Genomic DNA, 22,853 nt, shown 5'->3' with positions numbered 1-22,853 from the left:
TAGATACGGATAATGGCACGCATGGCTCAAACCTCATCGACATCGCTCAAGCACATGTGGGAAACCCGCCCGCGGCGCATCACGAAAGACCAAGGTGGTCGGGCCGTATTCGGCGGTGTGTGCACCGGTTTCGGTGCCCGCTACGGCTACGACCCGGTGGCGGTGCGTATCGCGTTTGTGCTCACCGGGTTTATTTTCGGCGGTGGCATCTTCGCATACCTGCTGTGCTGGCTGCTCATGCCGCGTCTTGGGGAGGACATGAGCCCGGGCCGGGCGATCTTTACCCGCAAGGATCAGCGCAGCCCCATCGAGCAGAAGGAGTGCCGCACCGGCTGGCTGCTTCTGCTCGGGCTGATCATTTTCATCCCGGCGGCGGCTGACGCAGGCGATAACCGTGTGACCTTTGGCGTGTACGTGATGTTGCTGTTCATGTGGGTTTTCGCCTACGCCGAAAACCCGACGCCACCCGAGCAATGGCGTGACGACGACCTCGTGTGGCGCGACCAGAAACGCCGCCGCGGGTTCAGGCGCTAGCGGTAGCGCTTCGGCACATCCGGCGCGCCGAGCGTGAGCATGAGACGGTTGGCCCAGTTGAAGAAGGCCGACGAGTTGATCACGTCGATGATTGCCAGATCATCCAACCCGACCTCGCGCAGCGCCTCGACGTGCTCGGCACCGAAAGCAAACGGCGTGCGGGTCAGCGCAACCGCAGCCTGGCGGATCGCGTCCCAGGTGTCAGAGCCAAGGTCCGCCTCCACGCCTTCGTCCAGGAGACGATCGATCGCCTCCGCGTCGCCGCCTTCCTCCTTCGAACGTGCCTGGTGCACGGATGCGCAGTACTCGCAGCCGTTCAAACGGGACGCGACGGTAGCGGCAAGTTCGCGCTCGGCACGGCCCAGGCCACCTTCGGTGTTGTAGAAGATGTCCAGGTCGGTCAGGGTGCGCGCCTTCAATGCCTGCGGGTCGCGGGCGAGCAGACGGAAGTACTCCATGCCGATGCGTTCCGGCTTGATCAGAGCGTCGCGTTGCTCGTCGGTGAAGTCGGACTCTTCAAGCGGTGCCACCCACGGCTTCCAGCCCAGGGAGTGGTTGACAAACTTCTCGGGTGCAACAACCTCCGGCTGCAGGGTCGCCGCGGCCGGCTCCCAGCCGGGATCGGCGACGCCGGCGGGGCGCTCAACAGCAGCATCGCCAGCACCCGAACCACCCGAGGCAGCAGTACCGCCAGCCAGCACCTGCACACCGTGCACGACGCGCAGCTGGAACGCCACAAAGGAGATGAGTTGGCCGAGCGAGACGATCGCGTCCTCGGTGTAGCCAGCGGTCTGCAGGTGCCCGATCGCCGCCGGCGAAGCATCCTTCGGATGGAAGGTCAGCAGGTGGGCGAAGTCAAAGGCGGCGGCGAGCTGCCCCTCGCCGAAGGTGACAAAGTCCCCGCCCGCGTAGGGGCCGGCGGATACACCTGCGCGCACCGCGTCTTCGACCACGGCAACGAGCGCCTCGTCTTCGTCGACAAGCAAATCCGCGTAAAACTCCGCGGCGCGCTGCGCACCGGAAATGCCGGCGACGAAAGCGGCGACGGCGTAGCGGGTGGATACCGGCAGGGCCTCGATCAGCGCCGGGTTGGCGGGCTCAAACAGGGCTGCGAAGCTGCGCTGGGCGTTTTCTACGGCTTCGGGTCGGCGGCGGCGCAGTTCGGCAAGGTCGGCCGGGGTTTCTGCGAGCAGGTCGATAATGTCGTTAGACAACAAACTCTCCTAACTGTCGGGCACGGAAGACGGTGCCGGGGATGGCGTCGATAAGTTCACGGGTGACGTCGTGGCGCGGGTGTGAGAACACCTTGTCGGTGGGGCCATATTCCACTTGTTGGCCGCGGCTGAACACGCTCACCGTATCCGAAATCTGGCGCACCACCGCCAGGTCGTGGGAGATGAACACGTAGGTCAGCCCCAGTTCGCGCTGCAGGTTTTCCAGCAGTTCCAGGATCTGCGCCTGCACGGTCACATCGAGTGCGGAGACGGCCTCGTCAAGCACCACCAGTTCCGGCTCGACGATGAGCGCGCGTGCGATGGCGACGCGTTGGCGCTGCCCGCCGGACAGTTGCGCCGGGGTGCGCGTGGCGAACCGCTCCGGATCAAGCGCCACGCGCTCCAAGTACTCGTTGGCGCGCGCAAGGCTTTCGCGTTTCGACGCCCCCGCGAGGTTGCGCAGTGGCTCCGCCACAATCTCGCCGACCCGCATCTTCGGGTCTAGGGAAGAAAACGGGTTTTGGTACACCATCTGGATGCGGTTGCGGAAGTTGCGCTTCTGCTTCGGGCTCAGCGTGGTCAGTTCCTCGCCGTCGAGGGTGATGCTGCCCTCAGCAGGCTGGTTAAACATGGCGATCGTGCGGCCTGTGGTGGTTTTGCCGGAGCCGGACCCGCCTACCAGCGCGTGCGTGGAGCCGCGCGCGACCTCGAAGGAGATATCGGATACGGCGGTGAAATCGCCGTACTTCACGGCAAGGTTGTCCACGTGCAGGAGGGTGTCGGTGGTGACAGGGGGGCGTCGATACGCATTTGCCACGGACAGCGACGGCACGTTTGCCAGCAGGCGCTTGGAGTAGTCCTGTGTGGGGTTGGTCAGCACCGTGCTCACAGGACCGTGCTCGACGACGCGTCCGCGCTCCATGATGACCACGTCATCGGCGCGATCGCCCGCCACGGCAAGGTCGTGGGTGATGAAAATGACGCCCAGGCCCAACTCGGCACGCATCTCATCGAGCAGGTCAAGGATGGTTTTTTGCACGGTCACGTCGAGTGCGGACGTGGGTTCGTCCGCAATGAGCACCTCGGGCTCGAGCGCCACCGCAGCCGCGATAAGCACGCGCTGCTTCATGCCGCCGGACAACTCGTGCGGGTACTGGTTGTAGCGCTTTTCAGGATCATCGATGCCGACGCGCTCAAGCAGGGCAATTGCTTGACGACGACGCGACGCCGCGTCCCCCACCCCATGAATCTCCAACCCATCCTCCACGGATGCGCCGATGGTTTTCAACGGGTTGAGCGAGTTGTTCGGATCCTGCGGGACCAAACCAATCTTTGCGCCGCGCAGCTGACGCCACTCGGCCGCGCTCAGGCTGGCAAGATCCTGGCCCTTAAACCGGATGGAGCCCGCGCGCACGTTGCCGGTGGGCCCCAACAAGTCGAGCGCCGCCATGGCGGAAGTGGTCTTGCCAGAGCCGGACTCGCCGACGATCGCGGTCATCTTGCCTGCCTCGACAGCAAACGCGATGTTTTCCACGGTCGGCTCGGCATCACCGTACGCAACGGTAAGGCTGTCAACTTCAAGCAGCGGTGTGGTTGCGGTACTCACTTCGCATCACCTTCTGTCTGAATGACCTGGGAGATGTGGTTGGTGGACATCACGGTGGCCACAATGGCCAGACCCGGCAGCACGATCAGCCACCAGGCGGTGGACATGAAGTCGCGGCCTTCCGCGATCAGCAGGCCCCACTCCGGCACTGGTGGCGGTGCGCCGTAGCCCAGGAAGCCAAGGATGGACAACTGCAGGATTGCGGTGCCAAACTGCAGCGCAGCCAGCGCCAACACTGGGGTCAGCGAGTTGGGCAGCACGTGGCGGAACAACACCTGGGTCTGGGTTGCGCCAGAGCCGTAGGCAGCCTCGACGAAGTCTGCACCGGCAATCTGGATCACCTGCGAACGAGCCAGACGAGCGAACGTGGCCACCGATGTCATACCGACAGCAAACGCCGCCTGCAGCGAACCGAAACCGGTGACGATGATGATGGACAGCGACAGCAAAATGCCCGGGATGGCCAGCAGCACGTCCACGAACCGCATAAGCACGGTCTCTACCCAGCCACGCTGCGTACCTGCAACAAGGCCAATCAAGGTGCCCAGGACCAGGCCGACCACCACGGCGATCAGTGCGCCGAGCAGCGACTGGCGTGCGCCGTAAACCACGCGGGAGTACACGTCGCGGCCCACGGCGTCGGTACCGAAGATGTGCTCGCCATTCGGCGCGAGCAGCGCCACATCCACGCCCTTGTATGGGTCGTAGGTGGCAAACACACCCGGCAGCAGCGCCCACAGGGCAGCGATGACCAGGACGATCAGCGACAGGAACGTCGCCGGCGAGCGCCACCGGCGGTTCTTGCGCGACTTCGCCCGCACGCCAGCGCGCGTATTCGCCCGCGCAACAGGATTCGTTGCTGCTTGTGTTGTTTGTGTTGTCATCGGGCGCCCTCCTTCACGGCAGCCTGAGCGGTGCTCTTCTTAGCCTTGTTGCTCTGTGGCCCCGCATCCCGCAGTCGCACATCAAGCACCGGGTAGAGCAAGTCGACGATGAGGTTGATCAGCACGTACGCGGTCGCGGCGATAAGCACCACGCCCAGCAGGACCGGCATGTCGCGGCTGGACACCGCGTTGACGGTCAGGGAGCCCAAGCCTGCGCGGCCGAAGACGGTTTCGGTCACCACTGCCCCGCCGACGAGTTCGCCGAACAGCAGGCCGGCCATGGTGATGGCGGGCAGCAACGAGTTGCGCAGCACGTCGCGCCAGAAGATGCGGGCCTCGCTGGCACCGCGGGCGCGGATGACTTGGACGAATGGTTGGGCGCGGACTTCGTCGATAGACCGGATGAGCACCTGCATCAGCGGCGCAGCCATCGGCACGGCCAGGGTGAGCGACGGCAGGATGAGCCCCTCGAGCGGGGTCGGGTCGACCACGTTGACCCAGCCGAGTTGGAAGGAGAAGAACTGCAGCAGCAGGATCGCAATCCAGAAGCCTGGCAGCGACACCATGAACGACGGCAGCGCGCGGAAGAAATTACGCACCGCACCACCGCCCGGCAGCGTGGCCACATAGGCGGTGAGCAGCGCGACGATGACGGCAAGACCGATCGAGGTCGCGGCCAGCGCAAAGGTGTGTGGTGCGGCGTCGACGATGAGGTCGAACACCGGCGTGCCCGAGGCAACCGAGAACCCCAGGTTGCCGGTAAACAGCCCGGCAAGGGTGGCCAGGTACTGCTCGACGAGCGGTTTATCCACGCCCATCTGCTCGCGGATCTCCTCGATCTCTGCCTGGGACAGCCCAAGCGCGGGGTCCGCATAGCGCGCAGCCACGCCGTCCGATGGCAGGGCGGAAAGCAGGAAGAACGCAAGCGTGTAGGCAAGCAGCAGCACGAGCAGCGCCTGCCCAACGCGTTTCAGCACAGTGTTACTCATTTAGTTGTCCTCCCCATCACGGTCGAAGTACACCGAGTAGAAACTCGGGCGGGCCACCGATTCGGTAACAAAGCCCTTCACGTGTGGCGCAAGTGCGTACACCTGCGGCTCCTCGAACAACGGCAGCACGTAGGCCTGTTCTGTGAGGTAGTCCTGCACCGCCTTCGACGCGGCCGCACGGCCCGCATCGTCCGGTGTGGAAACCACCTTCTGCAGCAGTTCCTCGAGTTTGGCATCCACTGGGGTGCCATCTCCTGCGTTGTTCAGCAGCGAGTCGCGGCGGTTCACCGACAAGTGCGACTCAATCACGTCATAATCCGCACGCCCCACCATCGTGTGCATCAACTGCACGCGGTTGATGTCCTTCTGCGCTGCGTTTTGCGTGGCACGATCACCGGCCACCATGTTCAACTCAATGCCGAGGTCACGCAGGTCCGACTGCACCATCGTGACTATCTCTTTCGAGCGCGGCTGCGGCAGCGCGTGGTTGACCGACAGGCTCAACCGCTGCCCGTCTTTCACGCGGATGCCGTCGGGGCCGGGGGTCCAGCCGGCGTCGTGGAGAAGCGCACGCGCCTGATCGGGATCGAACGTGTACGCGCCGGGCTGCTCCGCGTAGCCAAGGGCACTCGAGGTCATCGACGACGTGGCCAGCGGGTAGGAATCCGACAGCAGAATGCGGATGATCTCTTCACGGTTGATGCCGTGGATAATCGCCTTGCGTACTCGAATGTCCTGCAGCAACGGGTGGTTAAACCGCATGGCCAATTGGTTGTTCATGCCGTTGGTGGCAGAGGCAACCACCTGCACACCCTGGTCTTTCAGGTGCCGCTCCACTGGCGGAGAGATCGTGCGCGCGGCGTCCGCTTGGCCGGACAGCAACGCGCCGGAGCGGACGGCTTCTTCGGCGGCGAAGGTGTAGTGGATGCCGTCAATGCGCGCCCGGCCCTGGTGCTCGAGCGACGGTGGCGCCCAGTCGTAATCCTCGCGCGTTTTCAGCACGAGGTCAGTGCCCAGCGTTTCACTATCGACGACAAAGGGGCCCGAACCGATCACATTCGCCGCCCCGCCTGGGCCGAAGTCCTCGTTGCGCAGCTGCAGGGAGGAATCCGCCAGCAGGCCCGCGTTGTACGAGGACGTAGCCTGCGCGAAGCCCGGAGAAGGTGCGGTGAAGTGGAAGCGCACCGTGTCCTCGTCGACGACTTCGCCGTAGTCGTAGTTGGAGATCTGCTCCGAGACGTTGAGCAGGCGGTCCTTGTCGCCCTGGCCGTAGAGGTCGAAGTTGTCCACGATGTTCTGCGCCGTCATCGGTGTGCCGTCGGAGTAGGTCACATCCGTGCGGATATCGAAGGTGAACACGGTGGCGTCCTCATTGATCTCCGGCAGGTCGGTGGCAATCCACGGCTGGAGTTCGAGCGTTTCAGGGTCTTGGTAGAGCAACCTGTCTGTTAACTGATTCACCACACCACCGTTGGGGTAAAACCCGGCAGCCGGCGGGTAGAGGCTGTTAAACCAGTTGGATTCCAGGTAGGTGAGCACGTTGTCACCCTCTGCGTGAGATTCAGCGCCACCCCCTGCGGTGCAGCCGCTCAGCAGGGCAACTGCACCTACAAGTACAACTGGGGCCGCGACCGTTTTCTTCGGCACGTTATCGTCCTCTTTTCCCTTGTGGTTTTCGGCACCATACCACTTTTAGACAATTCGGTTCTTCCTTAATAGACTGCGCAGTCTATACACGTTATAAAGATTCATCGAAATCGTGGAGGTACATCGCTGTGGGAGCAGACATCGCCATCGTCGGAGCAGGACCGCGAGGCATCTCCATCACCGAGCGCATCGCAGCCTTCCTCAACGACCGTGGCGCTACACCACTGACGTTGCACATCATCGACGACGCCCAGCTCGGTGCCGGCCGCATCTGGGACACCGAACAAACCCGCACACTGTGCATGAACACCCTGGCTGGCGCGGTAACCCTGTTCACTGAGCCCGGCGCGACCGTCACCGCACCTGTGCTCGAAGGCCCCACCATGTTTGAGTGGATCCAGGCGCTTCGCGGCGAATTCGCGCATCCGCTTATCAGCGACCACCCGCCGGCCGTCCCCAGCACCTTCGACGCTGAAATCCGTGTGACGCGACCTGAATCTAATCCTTCGCGCGCGTTGTATGGCGAGTACTTGCGCTGGGTGTGGCAGGTTGCGCTGGCCGAGCTGCCGGACTCCGTCACCGTGGTTGAGCACCAGTCCCGCGCGATGTCGCTGTACAGCGACGGAGGCCGCGACGCGATCTTGCTTGCAGATGGCACGCTGATCCACGCCGACGCCACCGTGGTTGCCTCCGGCTGGGTGCTGCCCGCCCCGACCCCGGCGCAGCAGGCGTTTGCCAAATCTGGCTTGACCTACATTCCGCCCGGCAACCCGGTTGAGCAGGACGTGGAGCGCATCGGCGAGGGCGAGCGCCTGCTTGTGCGCGGTATGGGCATGGGCTTTTTCGACCTCATGGCGCTGACCACCATCAACCGCGGCGGCCGCTTCTTCGAAGACGACACGGCCCGCTCCGGTTTGCGTTACGACGCCACCGGCGAGGAACCCCACTTTGTTGTCACCTCCGGTCGCGGCTACCCCTACCTGCCCAAGTCCGAGTACAACTCGCTGCCGCCAAAGGCCGATCTGTCACGCCTGCGCGCCGCTATCGACGCCAACCCCGCCGAACCCGGCAGCGGCACCTTGTCGTTTGGCCGCACCCTGTGGCCAGCGCTCGCCCGCGATGCCTTCGCCGAGTACTACCGCACCCTCGCGCGCGTGCGCCCCGAGGCGCTGAAGGTGCCGCTCGAGGAGATCCTCACACTTATCGACGACACCGACCTGGCCGTCCACGCCTCCGCCGACGACATCCTGCCGGTCGCCCGCGCCCTGGCCGAAGCACTCGAGGGCACAAGCACCGAACCGTTCGACATGGCTGCCTGGGTCGACCCGCTCGCCGGCACGGAAGATCTCAGCCTGGACGAACTCCAGCGCGTGGTCACCGACTCCATGGCGGGCGACATCGCCGAGGCCGTCGCCGCCTGGGACTCCCCGATCAAGGCCGGGCTGTGGGCGATTTCAGCCGGCCGCAAACCCAGCGCCATCGCCACCGAAAACGGCAAAGGCACCCCGGAGGTGGCCCGCTCGCAGTACATGGCGTTCGGTCAGATGGTCGGCTCCGGCCCGCCACTGTTCCGCACGCGCGAACTGCTTGCACTTGCCGACGCTGGCCTGGTGACGTTCCTGGGCCCGCAGCCGGTCGTCGATACGCAAGATGGCGCATTCACCGCGACCAGCCACGGGCGCAGCGCCACCGCGACCGCACTCGCCGACGCGTTCCTGCCTGGCCCGGACATCCGCAACACCAAGGACCCGCTGGTGCGCTCGCTTGTCGACGCCAACCGCGTCCGCCCCTTCGCCCAAACCGCCTCACCCGAAACCGACGCGGACACCCGCCGCGCCGTCCACCCCGACGGCACCCTGGATCCCCGCCTGCACATCGTGGGCATCCCCACCGGCAAGCAGTGGGCGGACACGACGATCTCGCCGATGCCGGGCACGAACCCGCTCATGCTGCAAGAAACCGACAAGACCGCCCTGTCGCTGCTCACCCAGGCGGGCGTGCTCTAGGTCGGCGCTGGGTCGGCGCTACCCTAAGGCCGGGTCGTAACCGCTGCTGATACAACACGAAAAGAAAGGAACGAAATGAGCCTTGGACGCAGAATGCTGATCATTGCGTTGAGTACGAACATTGCCATGCTTTGTTTAGTGAGTGCTGTTCTCCAGATAGTTCTGCCGAACGATGCACCGCAGTGGCTCATCTTTGGAAATATTGTTGTCTTCGTAGCGTGTGTCTACTACACATACAAAGCAGTGACGGTGTGGCCGGATGAAGAAAAGGCAGCCACAATTAGTTGATTGCCAAATTTCCTGGAGCGCTACCCTAAGTCGCGCGCAACCGCCCACCGGGTCAACTGGTGGCGGTTCGACGTCTGCGTCTTGCGCAAAATGTTGGAGGCGTGCGTCTCCACCGTCTTCACCGAAATGAACAGCCGCTCGGCGATTTCCTTGTAGGTGTAACCACGCGCAAGCAGCCGCAACACCTCAAGTTCACGCCGGGTCAGCGAGTCCACCGCCGGGTCGTCCTCCTCCACAACCGGACCAGAGGCAAACGCGTCGAGCACAAACCCGGCAAGCCGTGGCGAGAAGTACGCGTCCCCGCCACGCACCCGCTCAATCGCCTCCGCAAGCTCCTCACCTGCGATGTTCTTGGTCACGTATCCGCGTGCCCCTGCACGGATCAGCGCGATGACATCCTCGGCAGCGTCGGAGACGCTCAGCGCCAAATACGAAGGTCCCGGCGCGCGCTTGAGCACAGCCAACCCGCCGCCGTCGGGCATGTGCACGTCCAGCAACACCACATCCGGGCGCTCCTTTTCGATCCCGCGCACCGCCTCCGCAACCGTGCCCGCCTCCCCAACGATGTCCAGCTGACCGTCGCCTGCGGCAGCCAGTTCGGCCTTCACTCCGGCCCGAAACACCGAGTGGTCGTCTACTAAAAACACGCGCGTCATAGGTCTAACGCTAGTTCGATCTCGGAGCCATTGCCTATCGACGACACCACGTTAACCTCTCCCCCAACCCGCTCAACCCGGCCCACGATGGAATCGCGCAGCCCGTGCCGGTCCGCCGGCACCGCATCCGGGTCGAAGCCGGCACCCCGATCGCGCACAAACACTTCGAGCCTGCCCGCGAGGTGCTCCGCGTAGACGTCGATCGTGTCCACCCCCGCATGCTTTGCGGCGTTGACCATCGCTTCTCGGGCGGCAAGCACGACTGCTTCGGTGCGCTCATCGAAAGGAATGTCCTCGCCCACCGTGACCGGTTGAATCACGACCCCATAGGCGTCCTCCACCTCGCCCGCAGCTTTCTGCAACGCGGCGAAGGTGGTGGTGTGGTTGGACACGGTGTCGTCGAAAAGCCATGCCCGAAGTTCGCGCTCCTGACCACGGGCAAGGCGCACCACCTCGTCCGGATCATCCGCCTGGCGCTGGATCAGCGCCAGAGTCTGCAGCACCGAATCGTGCAGGCGCGAGGCGATCTCCGCGCGCTGATCCGCCACCGCCTTCGCCTCACGCTCCGCGACAAGCGAGTTGGTCAGCTTGGCAATCAGCGGCACCACAAGCACCCCCACACCCAACACCGTCACCAGCACGGAAACAACCACGCCTGCAACCCCGGCGCTCTCCCCAAGCAATGCCACAGCGAGCACCCCGCTCATGATCAGCAGCGCGCCTAAAGTCAACGCGGCGATGTTGCCCCACGAATCCGTACCGCGGTCGTACGCCTGCAACGCAATGACCGCACCGACGATGAGCACGCCGATGATGAACACCACCGTGGAACCCGCGCCGGAGGAAATCTGCAGCGACGTCAACGCACCAGCGAAACCTGCAAGCACCAGGAAGATGTCGAGCGCACTCGGGCGCTGCCGCGGCGCGGCACCTTCAGCAACCGGGGTAAACACCCACAGACCTGCGTACAGCAGCACGCCGAAGCCACCAGCGAAACTCGCCGCAACCAAAAACAGACGCACCCATTTCACGTCCACCCCGAGCAGGTCAGCCGCCCCGGACGCCACGCCAGCAATAACGCGGCGGGAACGATCACGGGTCAGCCGAGGATACAACGCAGACATGTCCCCTATCGTTGCACGGCAACCCCCTCAGGCACATCGGGGTAAACCCTGAGATGAAAACTCAGGGTCGTTCCCGATACCGCGCTTGGCGTTGCCTCGCAACAATAGAAGCTATGGAAACCAACACACTCAAGCGCATGTGGGAGACCCGCCCGCCCCGCATCCCACAAGACCAGGGCGGCAAGGCCGTCGTCGGTGGTGTCTGCGAAGGCATCGGTGCCCGCTACCAAATCGACCCAACGCTCATCCGCGTCCTGTTCGTCGTATTGTCAATCGCCTTCGGCGGTGGCCTGTTCCTCTACCTGCTCTGCTGGATCAATATGCCCCGCTTCGGGCTGACCCGCACCCCAGCAACTTCGATCGCCACCCCGAAAGAGCAGCTGACCAAGGTAGAGAAGAAAGAGCGCGACACCGGCTGGCTGCTGCTCCTCGGTCTTGTCATCTTCTTCCCGTCCGTTGCTGTTGCCAGCGACCTGCGCGGTGTTTTGGTTACCTTCGCGCTCTTCGCGCTCGGCTGGTACCTTGCCTACCAGCGCCAGCCGGAAGCACCGGAGGGACTCGTGGTGGGCTTGGAGTCGCAGACAAGCAAAGGCCCTGTCGTAGACACCTCCCACCTGACCGTGCCGGAGGGCTACGAACACCCCGGGCAGAAACCACCGGCATGGGACCCACTCGGTGCGGCACCTGGGCTGTGGCACCTGCCGGACCCAGTCGAGCCAGCTCCGGAGCGTGCGCAACCAAAGAAGCGCTACTGGTTGTGGATCCCCGTCACGCTGGTGCTGACAACGGCAACGGTGTTTGCGCTGGGGGTCACCAGCGAAGTACGACTTGGCAATTACAGTCGCTTCGGCAGCGCGTACATCACCGTGTACGACGTCGACGAGCTACCAGACCAAATGGGCACCAGCGGCTTCATCGGCGAGTCCTACATCGACTTCACCGATCTCGAACCGCTGAGTGAGCCGAAAACGGTCAACATCGCGAACAACATCGGCAGCACCGATATCATCCTGCCGGAAAACGTCCCCGTCGACATCAACTGCAAGGTGAACATCGGCGAGGCCGCATGCCCCGAAGAACGGCAAAACGCGGACACAGACAGCGCACTACTCACGATTAACGTGTCGCAGCGCGTCGGATCCGTGTCCGCGTACTACGCCCGCGAGGACGCGGGCGAAGGAAACTGACTTACTCCCACTCGATGGTGGCCGGCGGCTTGGATGTCACGTCCAGCACCACGCGGTTGACGTCGGCCACCTCGTTGGTGATGCGGGTAGAGATCACCTCAAGCGTCTCGTACGGGATGCGCACCCAGTCCGCGGTCATCGCGTCCTCGGAAGCCACCGGGCGAAGCACGATCGGGTGGCCGTAAGTGCGGCCATCGCCCTGCACACCAACCGAACGCACATCGGCCAACAGCACGACCGGGCACTGCCAGATCTGGTCATCCAGGCCAGCCTTGGTCAGCTCCTCACGAGCAATCGCATCAGCAGCGCGCAGGGTTTCCAGGCGCTCCTCGGTGACCTCACCGATGATGCGGATACCCAGGCCCGGCCCCGGGAACGGCTGGCGGTTCACAATCACCTCAGGCAGGCCAAGCTCGCGGCCAACCGCGCGCACCTCGTCCTTAAACAGCAGACGCAGTGGCTCGACGAGTTCGAACTCGACGTCGTCCGGCAGGCCGCCCACGTTGTGGTGGCTCTTGATGTTCGCGGTACCGGTGCCGCCGCCCGACTCCACAACATCCGGGTACAAGGTGCCCTGCACCAGGTAGTCCACCTTGTGATCCGACAGCACATCAGCCACGGCGCGCTCGAAGGAACGGATGAACTCCGCACCGATCGCCTTACGCTTGGCCTCCGGCTCGGTCACGCCGGCAAGCTTGTCCAGGAAGGCCTTGCGCTCATCCACAGTGACCAGCTTCGCGCCGGTCGCGGCGACGAAGTCCTTCTCCACCTGCTCGCGCTCACCCTGACGCAGCAGACCGTGATCCACGAACACACAGGTCAAACGGTCACCGATGGCACGCTGCACAAGCGCTGCCGCCACGGCAGAATCCACGCCGCCAGACAGGCCGCAGATGGCGTAGCCGTCGCCGACTTGGTTACGGACATCGTCGACAAGCTGCTGCGCAATATTCGACGCCGTCCAGTTCTGCTCCAGACCAGCAATCTCCGTGAGGAAGCGAGTCAGCACCTCCTGGCCGTGCGGCGAGTGCATCACCTCCGGGTGGTACTGCACACCAGCAAACTTGCGCTCCGCATTCTCAAACGCAGCAACCGGCGCACCCGGGGTCGAGGCAGTGACCTCGAAGCCCTCCGGCGCCTGCGTCGCAGAATCGCCGTGGGACATCCACACCGGGTGCTCATCCAGGCCAGCGTGCAGCACGCCACCCTTGACAGCCATCGCCGTACGGCCGTACTCGCGGGCACCGGTCTCCTCGACCTTGCCGCCGAGCGCCTGCGTCATCACCTGGAAGCCATAGCAAATACCAAAGATCGGCAGCCCCAGCTCAAAGATCTCCGGATCGAGCTGCGGGGCACCCTCCGCGTACACCGACGACGGCCCACCGGAGAGCACCAACGCCTGCGGGTTCTTCTCACGAACCTCCGCAGCCGTAATAGTCGACGGCACAACCTCCGAGAACACATGCGCCTCGCGCACACGGCGGGCGATCAACTGCGCGTATTGCGCACCAAAATCAACGACAAGAACAGGGCGTTTCTGAGCGGTAGTCACGGCCCAAATACTAGCTGATGGCATATAAATCCGAATATATTGTCCATTCTTCGACGTTTCGCCCCAGAATGATCTGCATGACATTGCGTGCCCCCTCCCCGGTTGAACCCAATGCCGACCGCACCGCCGTGTTGTGCATCCTTGGGTCCTGCCTGTTTCTGCAGCTTGGCGCGGCACTTGCCACGCAGCTTTTCCCCCATGCCGGAACCTGGGCGACGAGTTCATTCCGACTACTCATCGCCTCCGTCATCCTGCTTGCAATCTCACGGCCAGCGTTTTGGCGCTGGACCCCCGAACAATGGGGTGCAGCGATCGTGCTCGGAGTGTCGTTAGGCTGCATGAACGGCTTCTACTACGCCGGTATTGCAACTGTGCCACTCGCATCCGCGGTGACCATCCAATTCCTCGGCCCGCTGCTGCTCGCCGCGGTGTTGTCCCGTTCGGTACGCGACGGCATCTCCGTCGGGCTTGCGCTTACAGGTATGGCGCTGCTTGGCGCTGATTCGCTCTCCGGTGAGCCGCTCGACCGCCTCGGCGTGTTCTACATCCTGATCGCAGGCGCTGCCTGGGCGGTGTACATCCTTGCCAACAAGCGCACTGGCCGCCTCATCGCCGGCCAAGGTGGGCTCGCGGTTGCCCTTGCAGTTGGTGGTTTGGTGACGTTGCCCTTCGGTTTCGAAGGTGCACTCGTTATCGTTTCCGATACCAATCTGCTGCTCCTCGCAATTGGTACCGCAATCTTGGCGTCGCTGCTCCCAACATCACTGGAACTGATTGCTATGCGACGACTCCGCCCCCAGGTATTTTCCATCCTCATCTCGTTCGAGCCTGCATTTGCAGCACTCGTCGGATGGCTTGTGCTCAGCCAGGACCCCTCCCCGCTGAAGCTTGCGGCGATTGCCTTGGTTATCGGTGCTTCCGTCAACCAGACACTCGCCGGCAAGCGACTCCGACGTCAGGTTTAACGGACCGCAGCGCTGAGGCTGTCCAGAGTCTCGCGCACCTTCTCCGTCGAAGGTGCCTGTGCGAGGCGCTCAGCTGAGCGGTGCAGCTGGTTAATCGAGGCATCAGCAGCAGCCATTGCCTTGTTCACCTGCTCCACCAGCGGTGCGACCTCTTCGCCCATGTCGTTGGTGTTCTCAGACCAGCGACGAATCATCTCGAGCGGAATCTTGGTCAGCTCCGTGATGGAGTTAACCTTCAGCTCCACGCGGCGACGGAACGACGAGTGCAAGAACACGGCGTCATCCATGTGCTTGACGTCAGCCTCGAGTGCGTCGACGAGAAGCTGCATCGACTCCTGCACGTTAGCCTCCGTGGAGAACTGTGCGGTCTGTGCGGTGTGCAGACGAGCCAGAGCAATAGCCATACGTGCGTTGGACGTCTTGGCGTAGAGCTCCTGAGCGGTCTCCTCGAGGGTCCTCGCGTTCTCGTCGATAATGCCACGCATCGTCGCCCACACCTGCAGCGGTGCGAGCAGCAGCGTACGCGATGCACCCTCGGTGACCACGTTTTCCATCTCGGCCTTCACGTTGTTGGTCACTGCGTTTTCCTCGACCAGCGTCGCACTGGCCTTGCGCAGCTCCTCAGCAGCGTCCTTAATGGCGGTCTGCACCGTCATGAACTCGTCGAGTTCACGGTAGAGCGTCACAGCAGCATCGTAGATGTCGCCGGAGCCTTCCGGAAGCGTAAAGCCTGCATCCTCACGTGCCTGGACCTCAGCAGGAAGGACTTCGCGCAGGAATGCGTCGTAGTCCGGCAGCAGCTCCGTAACCTTCTCCGCGCCCATCACTGCACGCTCGCGGCGGCCAACACCGTTGGCCTTCGCCTCGTGCTCAACGATGTTTGCTTCTTGGTAAATACCAGCGGCTGCTTCGAAGTTCTCCGTCATCGGACGGGTACGCACCGAGAGGTAACCGCCGTTTGGCAGCGGCGTAACAGTGGCAAACACGTCGTACGCGGAGCCACTCTTCGCCTTATTACGCACATACGCGGCGAAAGGACGGCCCTCCTCGATGGTGTCCCACATGAGTTTGAACGCCGCACCAGGCATCTCCTCATGACGGATGAGGTTGTGCGGCTTACCGATCATCTCTTCGGCGGAGTACTGCGCGTACTTGATGAACACATCGTTCACATGCGTCATCACACCTTTGGCGTCAGTCACCGAAAAGAAGATGTCGTTCACATCAACTTCGTGGAATGGGCCCTCAGGGGCGTCGCGAAGAATCGTTACACGGCTAGACATAGGTCGATTTCATCCAGTTCTTAGTTACGGATTGCCAAATCGGCTTTCTGGAAAGCTTTGATCCCAGTATAGCCACATTTCGCCATAATTCTTTTCAGTCCACCAATGAGATTCTTCGCACCCCACGGATCGCTCGATGGACCGAAGAGCACGACCTCCAGTGGCGTCGAAGAAGTGAAGTCAGGTTCCTTCCGCACGCTACCTCGCGGAAAACGTGGGTGAGCTGTCTGAGCTTCCCAATACACGCCACCGGCAGCGGCCTCAGTTGCCTTCGTTAATGGGTTGCCAAGCATAACGGCATCTGCACCACAAGCGATGGCTGCAGCAATCTCGCCTGCCCCCCAAATAGTGGTATCCGCAAGAATGTGGACATAACGTCCACCAGTCTCATCGAGGTAATCCCGACGTGCTGCCGCGACATCTGCGATAGCGGTAGCCATCGGGACATTCACCACCGTGTCGGCATCGCCCGAACCGACAATGACACCAGCAACGCCAGCGCGCATCAGGTGGGTCGCGGTCGTGTAGTCATACACACCACCGGCAATGACCGGCACGTCGAGCGAACCGACGAACTCTTTCAAGTTCAACGGTTCCCCACCTTTTTGCACGTGCTCTGCAGACACGATCGACCCCTGAATGAAGAGGATTTCTGCACCTGCGGCGATAACTACAGGCGCCAATTCGCGCACGTTCTGCGGGCTCACGCGCACCGCAACAGTCACGCCAGAGTCACGCACCTGGGCGATACGTTCCGAAAGCAAGTCGTGATCAAGTTCTGCGGCGTGCAACTCCTGCAAGGTGCGCACGGCACGCTCACCTGCCTCGACAAACTCCTGGTACTTCTCAGCCGTATCGACGTTAAAGGGGTCCTCGCATGAGTCCACCACCTTCTTCACCGCAGCCTCCAGATCAGCGTGTCGGCCCCACAGGCCTTCCGCGTCAATCACACCGAGGCCACCCTGCTTGCCCATCTCGATAACAAACTCAGGGCTTGCCAACGCGTCCGTCGGGTGGGACGCAAGCGGGATATCGAACGTGTAGGCATCAATATGCCAGGAGGTGTCCACATCCTGCGAGGAGCGGGTGCGTCGTTTCGGAACGATCGACAAATCACTCAAGCCGTAAGCCTTGCGGGCTTCGCGCCCAATGCCGATTTCCACGTAGTCACGCATGTTGTGCTGGTTCTCCTACTGGCGGTAGTTCGGTGCCTCGACGGTCTGCGTGATGTCGTGCGGGTGGGACTCACGCAGGCCCGCGGTGGTGATCTGGACGAACTGCTTGGTCTGCAGCTCCTCGATAGTGGATGCGCCTGTGTAGCCCATCGCGGCACGCAGACCGCCAACGATCTGGTGGGTGATGGAATCCAGGTCACCGCGGAACGGCACGCGCCCCTCAATGCCTTCCGGCACGAGCTTGTCCTCGCTTGCCACATCCGCCTGGAAGTAACGGTCCTTGGAGAAGGAACGCTTCTCACCAGTCAGTCCACGGCCCTGCATTGCACCCATGGAGCCCATGCCGCGGTAACGCTTGTACTGCTTGCCGCCGACAACAACAATGTCGCCTGGCGCTTCCGCCGTGCCCGCCAACATGGAGCCGAGCATGACGGTGGATGCGCCGGCAGCCAATGCCTTAGCCACGTCGCCAGAGAACTGCATGCCACCGTCGGCAATGATCGGCACACCTGCAGCCTTCGCCGGCACGGCCGCCTCGAGGATGGAGGTAATCTGCGGTGCACCAACACCTGCAACCACGCGGGTGGTGCAGATAGAGCCCGGACCGATACCGACCTTGATGGCGTCTGCGCCAGCGTCGATCATGGCCTTCGCAGCGCTACGGGTAGCCAAGTTGCCACCGACAACGTCGACGCGGTCGCCGAATTCCTTCTTCACACGAGAGACCATCTCAAGTACACGGTTGTTGTGTGCGTGCGCGGAGTCGACAACGAGCGCGTCTACGCCCGCCTCAACGAGCAGACCAGCGCGCTCAAATGCGTCCTCACCGGTACCGACGCCAGCAGCGACAAGTAGACGGCCGTTCTCATCCTTCGAGGCGTTCGGGTACTGCTCGCTCTTGACAAAGTCCTTCACCGTGATCAGACCGGCAAGCTTGCCTTCGGAGGTCACAATCGGAAGTTTCTCCACCTTGTTGGCGGATAGCAGATCGAGCGCTTCCTTCTTGTCCACACCCTCCTGCGCTACAACCAGCGGCATCGGGGTCATGACCTCTGCAACCTTGCGCTGAGCGTCCGGCTCGAAGCGCATGTCGCGGTTGGTAATGATGCCAACAAGACGGTCAGAACCGTCAACTACAGGAAGGCCCGAGATGCGGAAACGGGCGCACAGCGCATCGACGTCGGCGATGGTCATATCGGGGGTGGCGGTAACCGGGTTAGTCACCATGCCGGATTCCGAGCGCTTGACCACATCGACGTGCTCCGCCTGGTCCTGAGCGCTCAAGTTACGGTGCAGCACACCGATACCGCCCTGGCGCGCCATCGCGATCGCCATACGGGATTCGGTCACTGTGTCCATCGCCGCCGAAATAATCGGCATGCCGAGACGGATATTGCGGGTGAACTGGGCTTCGGTGCTCACCTCAGATGGAACAATGTGGGACTCCGCCGGAAGCAGCAGCACGTCATCAAACGTCAGCCCCCTCAGCGCCACCTTGTTCGGATCGTCGCCACCCGTCCATACTCGTGCCTCAGACATCGACATGTTCTCCTCTCCCGCGCGATTGTTTTCAGCAATGATATAACGCCGCGCAAGCTCTGGGGCTATGCGGGGATGACGCCCTGATTGGCCTAGCAAGCGGCCACTTAATAGGCTGGGCACCGTGAATTACGACGACATGATGCCGCTGGACCCGTTCGCGGACGACCCAAACGATCCGGCGTCGTTCATCGAAGACGATGAGATCGTGGAGCCCCTCTCCCCTGAGGAGCGCGTCGCCGTCATCCAGGACCTTGCACACGTACGCGACGCACAACGCATGCTAAAGCCGCGCGGAATTTTGGGCATCCATTTCCTGTGCGAGGACTGCGACCAAATGCACTACTACGACTGGGAGATCATGGAACAAAACATGATCGCCACCCTCAACGGGGAACTTCCCCCGGTGCATGAGCCCAGCGCGCAACCGAACGTCACTGCGTACGTTCCGTGGGATTACGCGATGGGCTACCTCGATGGTCTCGAGGCACGCTAGCTAGAAGTTTTCCGACGAGCCCGCTCCACCCGGCACTACCGGCGCGGGCGTTGCTGCGTACCGCGATGCAGAATCGACTGGGTTCGACGGGACATTATCGCGGACCGTCGGCCGTGCTGGCGGCTGATCTCCTGGGATCGGAGTTTGCTCGCGCGAATCGGACGGCTCCACCACCGTCGGTCGCGGTTGCTCCTGCGGCTGGCGCGGCGGCAAGCTCCCGTTCGAAGGCGCCACGGCATCCGACCCCGGTGCCGGTGCCCCAGCCGTCGGCTGCGCATTCTCCGGAGCAGGCGCAGGGTTCTGCTCCGGCGCCGGCGCAGGCTGCTGCACGCTCGGCGGAACTTCAACTTCATGGACCTCCACCACAGTCGTGGTTTCAGTAACCGTGCGTGGCGCTGGTTGCACTACGTCTTCACCGTTACGCGCCTCACGCATCTTGATACCTGCCATAAGCCCCCTAGCCTGCTCAAGCAGGCTTCGGGCGGCCTCCATATCCCCGCTTTGGTTCGCTGCCTCCAGCTCGTCGAGCGTGGTTGCCAACTCCACCATCGTGGTTTCGTTCGCCGAGCTCTGCGTGCCATACACCGCAGCGCCAGTGCCGACGATAGCCACAGACGCAGCTGCAGCACCGACCACACCTGCGACCCATGGGTTGGCGGTCCGGCGGCGCGCGCGGACGTCGTCAAGCGATGCAACCGGCGCAACCGGGATCACCGTGGGAGCCGCTGGCATCGGGCGATCGACGTCCTGCTTTAGTCCAAGCAGCGCCGCAGCCAGTGGGTCACTGCCGTCACTGGGGTCTACACCACTCGAAAGCGCATCAAGAAACGCATCGTCGCGAACGCACTCTTCTCCAAAGTCGCCGCCACCAAAATCACGCGTCATGGCCTGAATGGTCTCCTTCCAACTGCTCACGCAACTTGGACAGCGCCCTATGCTGCGCGACACGCACCGCACCTGGAGTACTGCCCACTACCTCTGCCGTTTCTTCCGCCGAGAGGCCCACAAACACTCTCAGAATCACAATGTCGCGAGCCTTATCACTTAATGAATCGAGTAATGCGCGAACTTCGTTACTTCCGTCTGCAACAACGGCTGCATCCTCCGGCGTGAACGCAACAACCTCCTGGTCAGGGACATCTTCAGTAGGCGTTGTCTTGTCACGCACCAGGCTGCGGTGCGCATCGGCGACCTTGTTAAACGCAATGCCGTACACAAACGCCATGAACGGCCGCCCGGTATCCACGTAGCGGTCAATGGACGTCGCTACCGCCAAGCAGATCTCCTGAGCGACGTCCTCCGCAGTCGGCATGCGCCCGCCTCCAATGCGCGCCCTGGCGTAGCGCAGCACCCGTGGATGGACGATGGCAATCACACGCTGGAGAGCACGCGCATCCCCTTCGGCGGCACGTGGAACGAGGGTGACAAGTTCATCTTCCTCGTCACCCGCTGTCGCGCCGGTATTGCCAATCACAAGCAAACACTATAAACACTCATTCCCCCGCCATATGAGTTACCGACGCGTATCCAAGAATTCACCAACCTTTAACTCTTGCCATTTTCCCTGCGAATTGCGCTTTTATTCACAAGAGCCTCCGAGAAACACCCGTGCCGTAACCGCGCGGCAACCCTTTGTTCACCCACCGCCGGAACACTGCACTGCTGGTTGTGTACATCACGTTTTCCACGGCAAAGGAGATCTCACACCATGACGTTGCCACAGCAACTCCCCGGCCCCAATGCAGACTTTTGGGATTGGCAGCTTCACGGCGCCTGCCGAGGCGAAGCCTCGGAAATCTTCTACCACCCCGAGGGTGAGCGGGGCCGCGCCCGCACGCAGCGTGAGAATCGAGCGAAGGCTATTTGCTTCAATTGTCCGGTGCTTACCCAGTGCCGCGAGCATGCCCTGCGTGTGGCCGAGCCCTATGGCATCTGGGGCGGCATGAGTGAATCTGAGCGCTCCACTGCCCTGCGCCGCGGCCTTGGCAGCGTGAAGTACGTCGCCGCCGTCAAGTAAGCGCACGACAGAAGAATCACGCCAAAAGAAAAACAGTGCCCTACCGAAGTGGGGCACTGTTTTAGCGTATCGACGACACCCTAGTGGGCGTGTGCGTGACCTTCCTCGCCTTCTTCGGCCGGCTTGGTCACCACGGATACCTCCGTGGTCAGCACCATGCGAGCCACGGATGCGGCGTTGACCACAGCGTTGTGGGTCACCTTCACCGGGTCGATGATACCCTGGTCGATGAGGTTGCCGTACTCGAGCGTGGCGGCGTTGAAGCCCTCGCCGTTGTTCATCTCGGCAACCTTGGACACGACGACAGCGCCGTCGAGGCCCGCGTTGTCAGCGATCCAGAATGCCGGCTTGGACAGTGCACGTGCCACTGCCAGCACACCGGTCTTCTGCTCGCCTTCGAAGCCTTCAGCAAACTCCTCGAGCTGCTTGGCAATCTGCACCAGTGCGGAGCCGCCGCCGGCGATGATGCCTTCCTCTGCTGCCGCGCGGGCAGCGTTGATGGCGTCCTCGACGCGGAGCTTGCGCTCGTTTTGTTCGGTCTCGGTCGCTGCACCGACGCGCAGCACCGCGACACCACCGGAAAGCTTGGCCAAGCGCTCCTCGGCCTTTTCCTTGTCCCAGGTGGAATCCGTGGTTTCGATCTCGCGGCGGATCTGCTCGCGGCGCTCCTCGACAGCCTCTGCCGTGCCGGCACCGTCGACGATGACCGTGTCGTCCTTCGTCGTGGTTACGCGGCGTGCGGAGCCAAGGTGGTCCAGGGTGGCGTCCTTGAGGTTGATGCCAACCTCTGGGTCGATGACGGTCGCGTCGGTGACAACAGCAAGGTCATCCATGAACGCCTTGCGGCGCTCGCCGAAGTACGGCGACTTCACAGCAACGACCTTGATCACCTTGCGGATCGCGTTGACAACGAGAGCCTGCAGCGCCTCGCCTTCGATGTCCTCGGCCACGACGAACAGCGGCACCGACTCCGATGCAACCTGCTCAAGCAGCGGGAGGAAATCCGGCAGAGAGGAGATCTTGCCGCGTACGAGCAGCACGCGGGCGTCCTCAAGCACGGCCTGGCCGGCATCCGGATCGGTCATGAAGTACGGGGAGAGGAAGCCCTTATCAAAGGAAATACCCTCAGTCAGATCCACGTAGGAATCGATGGACTGAGACTCCTCGACGGTAAGCACACCGTCCTTGCCCACCTTCTCCATGGCACCTGCGACCATCTCACCAACCTCAGGGTCGCGAGAGGACACGGTGGCCACGTTGGCGATCTCAGCGGACGACTTCACGTCGGTCGCGCGAGCCTTGAGCTCCTCGACGACCTTGTCGGCTGCCGCCTTGATGCCCTTATTCAGCTCGATCGGGTTCGCACCAGCAGCCACGTTGCGCAGCCCTTCGGCGACGAGCGCCTGGGCGAGCAGCGTTGCGGTGGTGGTGCCGTCACCTGCAATGTCGTTGGTCTTGACTGCGACGGACTTCACCAGCTGCGCACCGAGGTTCTCAAACGGATCCTCAAGGTCAATGTCGCGGGCGATGGTCACGCCGTCGTTGGTGACGGTCGGGCCGCCCCAGGACTTTGCAAGCACAACGTTGCGGCCACGGGGACCGAGGGTGACCTTCACCGCGTCGGCGAGCGTGTTCACGCCGCGCTGGATGCCCTCGCGAGCTTCCTGATCAAATGCGATGAGTTTTGCCAT

The 22,853-nt window shown here is 62.7% G+C and carries 21 protein-coding genes; 7 read left to right on the top strand and 14 right to left on the bottom strand.

Going from position 1 to position 22,853, the window contains the following annotated elements; translation table 11 throughout:
- Positions 1-21: 21 nt before the first annotated feature.
- Positions 22-534 carry a PspC domain-containing protein gene (locus tag HMPREF2785_RS03920; protein ID WP_070815582.1) on the top strand — a complete coding sequence of 171 codons (513 nt, stop codon included), beginning with the start codon at positions 22-24 and terminating at the stop codon, positions 532-534.
- Here the strand turns inward: HMPREF2785_RS03920 and HMPREF2785_RS03915 are convergent.
- Genes HMPREF2785_RS03915 through HMPREF2785_RS03895 form a run of 5 tightly spaced genes read right to left on the bottom strand, consistent with a single transcriptional unit; the run spans position 531 to position 6,874 of the window.
- Complete coding sequence (locus tag HMPREF2785_RS03915; RefSeq protein WP_070614285.1) at positions 531-1,748, bottom strand: alkylhydroperoxidase domain protein; 1,218 nt, start codon at positions 1,746-1,748, stop codon at positions 531-533. The genes HMPREF2785_RS03920 and HMPREF2785_RS03915 overlap by 4 nt on opposite strands.
- Positions 1,741-3,354, bottom strand: a complete 1,614-nt coding sequence (locus HMPREF2785_RS03910) for a dipeptide ABC transporter ATP-binding protein (protein WP_070614284.1) — start codon at positions 3,352-3,354, stop codon at positions 1,741-1,743. The genes HMPREF2785_RS03915 and HMPREF2785_RS03910 overlap by 8 nt, the downstream gene beginning before the upstream one ends.
- A complete protein-coding gene (locus tag HMPREF2785_RS03905; protein ID WP_070614283.1) occupies positions 3,351-4,238 on the bottom strand; it encodes an ABC transporter permease in 888 nt (295 codons plus the stop codon). The genes HMPREF2785_RS03910 and HMPREF2785_RS03905 overlap by 4 nt, the downstream gene beginning before the upstream one ends.
- A complete protein-coding gene (locus HMPREF2785_RS03900; RefSeq protein WP_070422785.1) occupies positions 4,235-5,227 on the bottom strand; it encodes an ABC transporter permease in 993 nt (330 codons plus the stop codon). Before HMPREF2785_RS03900 ends, HMPREF2785_RS03905 begins: the two co-directional genes overlap by 4 nt.
- A complete protein-coding gene (locus HMPREF2785_RS03895; RefSeq protein WP_070614282.1) occupies positions 5,228-6,874 on the bottom strand; it encodes a TIGR04028 family ABC transporter substrate-binding protein in 1,647 nt (548 codons plus the stop codon).
- A 128-nt stretch (positions 6,875-7,002) separates the two neighbouring features.
- On the opposite strand from HMPREF2785_RS03895, the gene HMPREF2785_RS03890 reads away from it, so the two are divergent.
- Both HMPREF2785_RS03890 and HMPREF2785_RS03885 read left to right on the top strand, forming a co-directional pair.
- Positions 7,003-8,880, top strand: a complete 1,878-nt coding sequence (locus HMPREF2785_RS03890) for an FAD/NAD(P)-binding protein (protein ID WP_371440480.1) — start codon at positions 7,003-7,005, stop codon at positions 8,878-8,880.
- 75 nt (positions 8,881-8,955) lie between these two features.
- A complete protein-coding gene (locus HMPREF2785_RS03885) occupies positions 8,956-9,168 on the top strand; it encodes a hypothetical protein (RefSeq protein WP_224213060.1) in 213 nt (70 codons plus the stop codon).
- A gap of 20 nt (positions 9,169-9,188) precedes the next feature.
- Here the strand turns inward: HMPREF2785_RS03885 and HMPREF2785_RS03880 are convergent, their stop codons facing one another.
- Both HMPREF2785_RS03880 and HMPREF2785_RS03875 read right to left on the bottom strand, forming a co-directional pair.
- Positions 9,189-9,824 (bottom strand): LuxR C-terminal-related transcriptional regulator, encoded by a 636-nt coding sequence (locus HMPREF2785_RS03880; RefSeq protein ID WP_070422782.1) that lies wholly within the window; start codon positions 9,822-9,824, stop codon positions 9,189-9,191.
- Positions 9,821-10,948 (bottom strand): ATP-binding protein, encoded by a 1,128-nt coding sequence (locus HMPREF2785_RS03875; RefSeq protein WP_070482456.1) that lies wholly within the window; start codon positions 10,946-10,948, stop codon positions 9,821-9,823. The genes HMPREF2785_RS03880 and HMPREF2785_RS03875 overlap by 4 nt, the downstream gene beginning before the upstream one ends.
- A 113-nt stretch (positions 10,949-11,061) precedes the next feature.
- Between HMPREF2785_RS03875 and HMPREF2785_RS03870 the strand changes: the two genes are divergently transcribed.
- A complete protein-coding gene (locus tag HMPREF2785_RS03870) occupies positions 11,062-12,135 on the top strand; it encodes a PspC domain-containing protein (protein ID WP_070614280.1) in 1,074 nt (357 codons plus the stop codon).
- 1 nt (position 12,136) lies between these two features.
- Here the strand turns inward: HMPREF2785_RS03870 and guaA are convergent, their stop codons facing one another.
- Positions 12,137-13,711 (bottom strand): glutamine-hydrolyzing GMP synthase, encoded by a 1,575-nt coding sequence (gene guaA, locus HMPREF2785_RS03865; RefSeq protein WP_141750635.1) that lies wholly within the window; start codon positions 13,709-13,711, stop codon positions 12,137-12,139.
- Between the two features lie 53 nt (positions 13,712-13,764).
- Between guaA and HMPREF2785_RS03860 the strand changes: the two genes are divergently transcribed.
- Entirely contained in the window at positions 13,765-14,652 is an 888-nt protein-coding gene (locus HMPREF2785_RS03860; RefSeq protein WP_070614313.1) for an EamA family transporter, read from the top strand.
- Here the strand turns inward: HMPREF2785_RS03860 and HMPREF2785_RS03855 are convergent.
- From HMPREF2785_RS03855 to guaB, 3 genes are read right to left on the bottom strand one after another with little or no spacing between them, the layout of a single operon-like run.
- On the bottom strand, positions 14,649-15,935 hold the full coding sequence (locus HMPREF2785_RS03855) for a PAS domain-containing protein (protein ID WP_070614279.1): 1,287 nt from the start codon (positions 15,933-15,935) through the stop codon (positions 14,649-14,651). The genes HMPREF2785_RS03860 and HMPREF2785_RS03855 overlap by 4 nt on opposite strands.
- Before the next feature lie 20 nt (positions 15,936-15,955).
- Positions 15,956-17,110, bottom strand: coding sequence for a GuaB3 family IMP dehydrogenase-related protein (locus HMPREF2785_RS03850; protein ID WP_070422776.1), 1,155 nt, complete (start codon positions 17,108-17,110; stop codon positions 15,956-15,958).
- 15 nt (positions 17,111-17,125) lie between these two features.
- Complete coding sequence (guaB, locus tag HMPREF2785_RS03845; protein ID WP_070422775.1) at positions 17,126-18,649, bottom strand: IMP dehydrogenase; 1,524 nt, start codon at positions 18,647-18,649, stop codon at positions 17,126-17,128.
- A 124-nt stretch (positions 18,650-18,773) separates the two neighbouring features.
- On the opposite strand from guaB, the gene HMPREF2785_RS03840 reads away from it, so the two are divergent.
- Positions 18,774-19,145: a DUF5319 domain-containing protein gene (locus tag HMPREF2785_RS03840; RefSeq protein ID WP_070422774.1), complete on the top strand. Its 372-nt coding sequence runs from the start codon at positions 18,774-18,776 to the stop codon at positions 19,143-19,145.
- On the opposite strand, the gene HMPREF2785_RS03835 is transcribed toward HMPREF2785_RS03840, so the two are convergent.
- Positions 19,146-20,030, bottom strand: coding sequence for a hypothetical protein (locus HMPREF2785_RS03835; protein WP_070422773.1), 885 nt, complete (start codon positions 20,028-20,030; stop codon positions 19,146-19,148).
- Complete coding sequence (locus HMPREF2785_RS03830) at positions 20,020-20,619, bottom strand: sigma-70 family RNA polymerase sigma factor (RefSeq protein WP_224213064.1); 600 nt, start codon at positions 20,617-20,619, stop codon at positions 20,020-20,022. Before HMPREF2785_RS03830 ends, HMPREF2785_RS03835 begins: the two co-directional genes overlap by 11 nt.
- A gap of 234 nt (positions 20,620-20,853) precedes the next feature.
- Between HMPREF2785_RS03830 and HMPREF2785_RS03825 the strand changes: the two genes are divergently transcribed.
- Positions 20,854-21,162 (top strand): WhiB family transcriptional regulator, encoded by a 309-nt coding sequence (locus tag HMPREF2785_RS03825; RefSeq protein ID WP_070422772.1) that lies wholly within the window; start codon positions 20,854-20,856, stop codon positions 21,160-21,162.
- An 80-nt stretch (positions 21,163-21,242) separates the two neighbouring features.
- Here HMPREF2785_RS03825 and groL read toward each other — a convergent pair whose 3' ends face one another.
- The gene (groL, locus tag HMPREF2785_RS03820) at positions 21,243-22,853 is read right to left on the bottom strand and encodes a chaperonin GroEL (RefSeq protein WP_070422771.1); all 1,611 of its coding nucleotides are present in this window, start codon (positions 22,851-22,853) and stop codon (positions 21,243-21,245) included.

This window comes from Corynebacterium sp. HMSC067D03, from assembly GCF_001811185.1.
GTDB classification, from domain to species: Bacteria; Actinomycetota; Actinomycetes; order Mycobacteriales; family Mycobacteriaceae; genus Corynebacterium; species Corynebacterium coyleae.
The sequence above is the reverse complement of the archived record's forward strand: the minus strand, read 5'-3'. Positions and strand labels throughout refer to the sequence as shown.